We start from the raw sequence: 7,303 nt of genomic DNA, 5'->3' as shown, positions 1-7,303 counted from the left end.
GCAGTCTGAATAATTTGGTTTTTATCCACTATTTCAGCCAGTTGGAATTGATTATATGCTCCATTCATTACTTCCTCGCTAGCATCAGCGTTGGCGTAGCCCGCCGCAGGCATCGCATCTTCAACCACTTCCTCTTCTATCAAAATCTCCCAATCATCTAAATTAATATAGTAAGATTTTTTATTATCTTTAATATTAAGATTTTTAATTTCTCGGATTGAATTACGAATAGAATTTGCCCATGAACCAGTTAATCTTTGTTCTACTTGGTTCTTAATCAAATGAATCAGCAGAATCCTTAAATAAGCTTGGATATTCCGCAGAATAGCTTGTTTACTCATGCCTTCTAATTCATCTACAATTGCCAAGGCATCTGCTTAACGTCCTTCCAAAATACTCTTTTTGAGGTCTATTAGTTCCTGGGTCATTTTTTCACTTCCTACTGGCTTAAGTGCTATATCACAATTACCCATACTTTATTAATAGCAGAGTCTCTTACCTGCCATTAATAAAGCAGTATTGCTCACTTCATCGCCTGTATCACTTGCAAACTACCACCTGCATATAAAGTTGGCTTACCCACTTCAAACCCAGTCTCAGTTAACAATCCAGGTAAATCAGTTTTCAACAATTGCCAAGCTGTTTCCGTCTCAAACAATAACAAAAACACTGATACCCCAGGCCAAAATATCGGATTCGTCGGAGCATGGAAATCTACTAGTGTAAACACTCCTTTTGGCTTCAACACCCGATAAACTTCACTAATAATTTTTCGCAATTGCTCAGGCTGCATCTCGTGTAATGCAACGCTGGTATGCACCACATCAAATAGATTATCTGCAAATGGCATATTCTCGGCAAAAGCTTCGAGATAAACTGCTAATGGTACATTTTGCCGCGCCCGTTGCAAAGACTTGGGTGAGGCGTCCAATCCTGTTACATTTTGTGATAACTTTACCAAAAATTGCGTCGTTTGACCACTGCCGCAACATAAATCTAAGACCTGAGTATCTGAGTGAATTGTTAAGCCTTGCAAAGCAAGTTGCCGAAAACGGGCTTCACCACCTACACTTAAGGCTGCTAAACGAGAGATACCATCATACAGCCACTGATAGCGGTAACTCCAATCCCTTAAAATTGTTGCCATTGCATATTTCCTTGCTATTAAGCTTTATTATTTAATAAAGATATATTGTTAACATTAGTAAAAAACCTGAAAAGATTGGGGGAAAGTAACTGCTATGGGTCGTGTAGGCGTCTTATTACTCAATCTCGGTGGCCCCGATAAGCTAGAGGATGTCGGGCCGTTTTTGTACAACCTATTTTCTGATCCGGAAATTATTCGCCTACCATTTCGCTGGTTGCAAAAGCCCCTAGCCTGGTTTATTGCCGAGCGGCGAACCAGAACATCTCAAGAGAATTATAAGCAAATCGGTGGCGGTTCCCCACTGCGGCGGATCACAGAAGAGCAAGGGGAAGCTTTAAAAGAACAGTTGGGTTATTTAGGACAAGAAGCCAAGATTTACGTGGGAATGCGTTATTGGCATCCTTATACAGAAGAAGCGATCGCACAGATCACCCAAGATAATATAGAACACCTGGTCATACTACCACTATATCCCCAGTTTTCTATCAGTACCAGTGGTTCTAGCTTCCGGCTTTTAGAAAAACTTTGGCAAGAAGACCCAAAGCTTCAACCCATTGATTACACCGTCATTCCTTCCTGGTACAAAGAACCAGGCTACCTGCAAGCAATGGCGGAACTCATAGCCCAAGAACTAAAACAGTTTTCTAACCCAGATGAGGTTCATATATTCTTCAGCGCTCACGGCGTTCCTAAAAGCTACGTTGAAGAGGCTGGCGACCCTTACCAGCAAGAAATTGAGGAATGTACTGCCCTGATTATGCAGACCCTCAATCGACCCAATGCCCACACCTTAGCTTACCAAAGTCGCGTTGGCCCAGTAGAATGGCTCCAACCTTATACTGAGGATGCCCTCAAAGAACTAGGTGCAAAAGGCGTGAAAGATTTGGTTGTTGTGCCAATCAGTTTTGTCTCAGAGCATATTGAGACTCTGCAAGAAATTGATATTGAATATCGGGAAGTAGCAGAAGAAGCAGGAATTCACAATTTCCGTCGTGTTCCTGCTCCCAATACCCATCCAGTATTTATTAATGCACTTGCAGACTTGGTGATTGATGCGCTGAAAAACCCTAGTTTCAAGCTTTCACAAGCTGCCCAAATGAAAAAAAGGGTGAAAATGTACCCCCAAGAGCGTTGGGAATGGGGTCTGACTACTAGCGCTGAAGTATGGAATGGGCGGATTGCCATGCTGGGCTTCATCGCCTTAATCATTGAGTTGATTACCGGTCATGGCTTCTTGCACATGATTGGACTTTTGCAGTAAAAAGTATTGGAGCAGAGGGGCAGGGAGATTAGGGAGATGAGGGAGATGAGGAGATAAACAAAACTCCTCACTCTTAAGGAACATAGATTAAATAAAATACAAAGCTTCATCCTGTCTCTAGCTTCCCTCGCCTTTATAAGAAGAGGGATTGAGTGTGAGGTAAGGTAGGGATATAAAATTGTATGTTATCTAATTCTTATTTCTAGGGTTGCCTGAAATAGTGCGATCGCTTATCGTGAAGGGTGTGCTTGTGGTGAGGAGTGCGATCGCTTGTAGATAAAATAGAATCAAGGTAAATATTGTAATTGTTTAGCGACAATTGCTAATTTCTACAATCATTTCTCCTTGACGTAATTGTTCCACCGCGTTAGGCAAAGTAATTGTCAGAAGTTGACGCAAATTACGATTAGTAACATTTCCACAAGTCAACCAAAGAATTTGAGGAGGTATCCCTAGCCGACAAACCAAGTCAACGAAATCACTATCTTTCGTCATAATTATGACATTGGCAATTTTTGCAGCCTCAAAAATTTCTATATCTTTAGCGTCACGTAAACCAATATCTCTTAACGACAAAGCTTCTATAGCAAAAGTATTTATTACCCAACTTGCCAATGTCGGCGGTAACTGTGCATCAATCCAAATCTTCATGCTGTCAACCGGACAAAATCAGTGCGTCGTGCAGCAAACAGAAGACAAGCTTGAATATCTTTTGGTTCTAAATCGGGAAAGTCTTCTAAAATTTCGCTAACGGTGACATTTTCCGCTAACATTTCTAAAATGTCACTAACCCTAATTCTCATACCTCGAATGCAAGGACAACCCCCACATTGACCCGGAATTTGCGTAATACGAGTCAATAATTCATTCATTGAGTTAATTAGTTATTTGACTAGCGAATAATATTTTACCATCTTATTAGTTTTGAACTTTGTTTAATCCGCATTCCTAGCTATTAACTCAGCATGGGCTAAACCATAGCTATCCATGTACAGCACTTAGTACTCAGCACTTTTTTGCCCTATTGCCTATGCCTTATCCCCTTGTGATACCAGTCATACCAATGCTTCGCGCTACGAACTGCAAACCAGAGCAGTATTAAAGCAATTAATCCTCCTTGCCAGGGAGCATCAAAGGCAAAAAGTACTAGAGCAATACACAAGGTATCTTGAAGAAAGACTGCCCATAAGGGTAAACCACGTAACCGATAAAACCAGCCAACTTGAACTAGTTGGAGCACTAAAGCTAAAGAACCCCCAATACAGGCAATCAGCCAGCTTGGCGTTGCTGTTGCATTAGCTACTGCTAACCCCATAATTGCCCCCACAAGGGGAGACATGAATAATTGAACTAGTTGTAGCAATCTTTGCCCCCGTAGCTTTTTTGAGGCTAGTAATTCAACTAAAGACCAACAGCTAAGGCAAGCTAACAATATTGGTGGAGAAATATGAGATAAAATCGGAACTTGTGACCACAAGCTACTACCCTGCAACAATCCAATGATTAGCAAAGGTGTACCTATTCTCATTCCTGCTGCGGCAGAGGCTGAAAGTGTGGCTAGGATTTCAATCATTTAGGCACTCGAAAAAATAATAAATAAGTAATATCATGTTCGTTTGATTACTTATTAAACCCTAAGAACCCCACCCCGCCAAAGCTGCGCTTTGTCTCCCCTCCCCGCCTGCGGGGAGGGGATTGGGGGTGGGGTGCAATGACTGTGGGAATCACAACTAAATTATGCGGACATGATATAGATATGTGTTATTTATACTACCCAGTGCTGGCAAAAATTCCAGCACCAAACTAATAGTCTTCAGCAATGCAATACTAAAGATTATTGGTATTTTTATATATCTTCTTTGAAAAAGTTTGTGTATTTTTTGACTAACAGGTTAGTAGTAAGCGCTTAAGCGCTCACTACAAGCAAATTAATCTTAAATTCCCAACCGTTGATAAACCTCTTCTAAATGGCTCAGATGCTGCTGGGGGTCAAAACAGACTTGTAGTTCTGCTGGGGACAACTTTTCAGTAACGCGAGGATCTTTGCTAATCAAGTCCTGGAAATTACCTTCTGGCTTGTTCCAAGCGGCGTGAGCGCTTTCTTGAACGATCGCATAAGCATCTTCTCGGCTACTTCCCTTGTCTATCAAAGCTAGCAGGACTTTTTGGCTGAACACAACGCCGCCGTAGCAGTTGAGATTTCGTTCCATGTTTTCAGGATAAACCAACAGGTTTTTTACCAAGTCGGTTATTTCTGACAACATAAAGTGCGTCAAAGTGCAAGCATCTGGCAAAATTACCCGTTCTACAGAACTATGGGAAATATCCCTCTCATGCCAAAGAGCGACGTTTTCCAAAGCTGCACCGGCATGGCTTCTGACGAGTCGCGCCATTCCCGTCAGCCGTTCCGAACGGATGGGATTGCGCTTGTGTGGCATTGCTGAGGAACCTTTTTGACCTTTGGAGAAGAATTCTTCAACTTCCAGAACGTCTGTTTTTTGCAGATTGCGAATTTCTACAGCAAAACGTTCGATGGATGCTGCTACCAAAGCTAATTGTTGCACATAGTCGGCGTGGCGATCGCGGGAAATAACTTGCGTTGAGGCCGTATCGGGTTTGAGTCCGAGTTTTTGGCAAGCGATCGCTTCTACACGCGGTTCAACATTGGCATAGGTTCCCACTGCACCGGAAATCTTGCCCACAGCGATCGTTTCATGGAGTATTTTTAGGCGTTCTTGGTGTCGCAACACTTCAGCTAACCAGCCAGCTAGCTTGAAACCAAAAGTGATCGGTTCAGCATGAATACCATGCGATCGACCAGCCATAACTGTATTACGATGTTCCCGTGCTTTTTCGCGAATTACCTGAATTAAATCTTCCAGACGTTGCAATAATATATCCAGGCTGGCAACCAATTGCAGTGCTAAAGCTGTATCCAAAACATCCGAACTAGTTAAACCCAGGTGAATGTAACGTCCTGCATCACCTACATATTCGTTGACATTTGTCAAGAAAGCAATGACATCGTGGCGGACTACAGCCTCAATTTCCAGCACCCGTTTTGGGTCAAAATCTGCCTTAGCTTTAATTTCCTCAACCGCCTGAGATGGAATGTAACCTAGTTCAGCTTGAGCCTCGCAAACAGCAATTTCGACTTGCAGCCAAGTTTTTAGCTTATAGGCTTCACTCCACAGATTAGCCATTTCGGGCAAAGTATAACGCTCAATCACAGTTCGGCACAGAATACAACCGTCATATTTTACAGTTTAATTAATGTAGATCGCTTTTTAGTACTGCTTTTTGCTCAGGGACGGTACTAGTTTTGGAGTCGAAGGTGATGATACTAATGCTGCCGTCAGCCTCCATATATGCAAACTTCACATCTGCCAAAAATTCCACACCTTGCTGGCGTAACTTGCTCATCAACTCATCGTCCGTAATTAACTCTCGTTGCAAATGACGCTCAATCATCCGGCCATTTTTTACTAGTAGCAGTGGTGGCTGATTCAGAAAACGTTGAAACCGGGGGATTCTGTAACCTAACCAGTTCAGCAAGTAACTCCAAAAAATCACAGTTCCTACCAAGATAGCGCCTTCAGTAATCGATGTATAATTACTTGCCATAGCGTTTTGGGCAGCTTCAGCAAATAGCACAACTACGAGTAAATCAGTAATCCCTAGTGTTCCTAGCTGTCGGCTAGGAAGCAGGCGTAGCACTGAGAACAGCGCTAAATAAACCAGCGAACCACGGATAATTAACTCAAAGATGCTGATGCTAGGAATAAAGATTGCCTGCCAATCGATAAAAAACCATTTTTCCATTAGCACTGATTTTCTTCCTTTCTCAATAGACTTCTGGAAAAATCCAGTATCAGGTTATTTATCTGTGGTCTTATTTTATAAGACTAACTTTTAGTAGAGGTTAAATACTTCAACATCTATCAGATTTATAAACCTAAATTCCTAATAATCAGAAATTAAAATCGCTGATTTTTTCTTCTCTGTTTTAAACGCTTGGGCTTATTGAAAGACTGGAACAAGCGATTAATAAAATTAGAAGAGGGCTTTTTCTTAGTGGACGATTCCGCCGTTGGAGCTTTACCATTATTTTTCGTGTTATCAGATAAAGGTATGGCATGTTTAGATGGGGTTATGCCGCTACCGTACCTTCTGGCATAAACTTGGGTAAACTCCGCACCGAAGAAAAGGATCTGCGCGGCATAGTTAACCCAAGCTAATATTACCACCAGTGAACCAGCTGCACCATAAGCTGAACCAAAACTGCCATTACCTAAATATTGTCCTAACAAAAATCTCCCGATAGAAAACAAAAAGGAGGTGAGCATAGCTCCAATTAAAACATCACTCCAACCAATTTCCACATCTGGTAGAACTTTAAAAATGAGTCCGAACAGGAATGTAGTGATGGCAAAAGAGATGATGAAATTGAGAATTTGCCAGAGAAAATCTACACCTGGCACCAAGTTACTAAAGAATGTTGCTAATGCTGCTAATGCCGTACTAATTACTAGAGAAACTAAAAGTAAAAAGCCAATACCGATCACCAATGCAAAGGATAAAACGCGTAGGCGAATCATGTTAGTTACGCCGCCTCCGGGTTTCGGTTTCACTTCCCAAATCGTGTTGAGGGAATCTTGCAACTCGGTAAATAAGCCAGTAGCACCCACTAGGAGAATTACGACACTTATGATAGAAGCGATCGCTCCTGTTTTTGGTTTGTTAGCATTCTGAATGGCTGTTTGGATAAATTCTGCGCCATCTGGGCCGACTAAACCTTGAATTTGTCCAACGATTTGCCCCCTTGCCGCCTCGTCTCCAAATACTGCCCCTGCGATCGCAATTACAATAATTAGCAATGGTGCAATGGAAAAAAT

9 protein-coding genes are annotated in these 7,303 nt (G+C 41.9%); 1 reads left to right on the top strand and 8 read right to left on the bottom strand.

What is annotated here, in order from left to right; translation table 11 throughout:
• Positions 1-368: DUF29 family protein (locus VE944_RS16665; protein WP_324978926.1), on the bottom strand; the 368-nt coding region annotated here is incomplete at its 3' end.
• Positions 369-523: 155 nt separating this feature from the next.
• Positions 524-1,147, bottom strand: a complete 624-nt coding sequence (locus VE944_RS16660; protein WP_324978922.1) for a class I SAM-dependent methyltransferase — start codon at positions 1,145-1,147, stop codon at positions 524-526.
• 94 nt (positions 1,148-1,241) lie between these two features.
• On the opposite strand from VE944_RS16660, the gene hemH reads away from it, so the two are divergent.
• Positions 1,242-2,408, top strand: coding sequence for a ferrochelatase (gene hemH, locus VE944_RS16655; RefSeq protein WP_324978919.1), 1,167 nt, complete (start codon positions 1,242-1,244; stop codon positions 2,406-2,408).
• Positions 2,409-2,717: 309 nt separating this feature from the next.
• Here hemH and VE944_RS16650 read toward each other — a convergent pair whose 3' ends face one another.
• From VE944_RS16650 to VE944_RS16625, 6 genes are all read right to left on the bottom strand, one after another.
• Entirely contained in the window at positions 2,718-3,059 is a 342-nt protein-coding gene (locus tag VE944_RS16650) for a DUF5615 family PIN-like protein (protein WP_324978917.1), read from the bottom strand.
• Positions 3,056-3,289, bottom strand: a complete 234-nt coding sequence (locus VE944_RS16645) for a DUF433 domain-containing protein (RefSeq protein ID WP_324978929.1) — start codon at positions 3,287-3,289, stop codon at positions 3,056-3,058. The genes VE944_RS16650 and VE944_RS16645 overlap by 4 nt, the downstream gene beginning before the upstream one ends.
• A 140-nt stretch (positions 3,290-3,429) precedes the next feature.
• On the bottom strand, positions 3,430-3,981 hold the full coding sequence (locus tag VE944_RS16640) for a DUF4126 domain-containing protein (RefSeq protein WP_324978914.1): 552 nt from the start codon (positions 3,979-3,981) through the stop codon (positions 3,430-3,432).
• Between the two features lie 361 nt (positions 3,982-4,342).
• Positions 4,343-5,638 carry an adenylosuccinate lyase gene (gene purB / locus VE944_RS16635; RefSeq protein WP_324978911.1) on the bottom strand — a complete coding sequence of 432 codons (1,296 nt, stop codon included), beginning with the start codon at positions 5,636-5,638 and terminating at the stop codon, positions 4,343-4,345.
• 40 nt (positions 5,639-5,678) lie between these two features.
• Positions 5,679-6,230 (bottom strand): DUF421 domain-containing protein, encoded by a 552-nt coding sequence (locus VE944_RS16630; RefSeq protein ID WP_324978908.1) that lies wholly within the window; start codon positions 6,228-6,230, stop codon positions 5,679-5,681.
• A 155-nt stretch (positions 6,231-6,385) separates the two neighbouring features.
• Positions 6,386-7,303: YihY/virulence factor BrkB family protein (locus VE944_RS16625; protein WP_324978905.1), on the bottom strand; the 918-nt coding region annotated here is incomplete at its 5' end.

The sequence above is a fragment of the Nostoc sp. genome (assembly GCF_035638895.1).
Taxonomy (GTDB): domain Bacteria; phylum Cyanobacteriota; class Cyanobacteriia; order Cyanobacteriales; family Nostocaceae; genus Nostoc.
The sequence above is the reverse complement of the archived record's forward strand: the minus strand, read 5'-3'. Positions and strand labels throughout refer to the sequence as shown.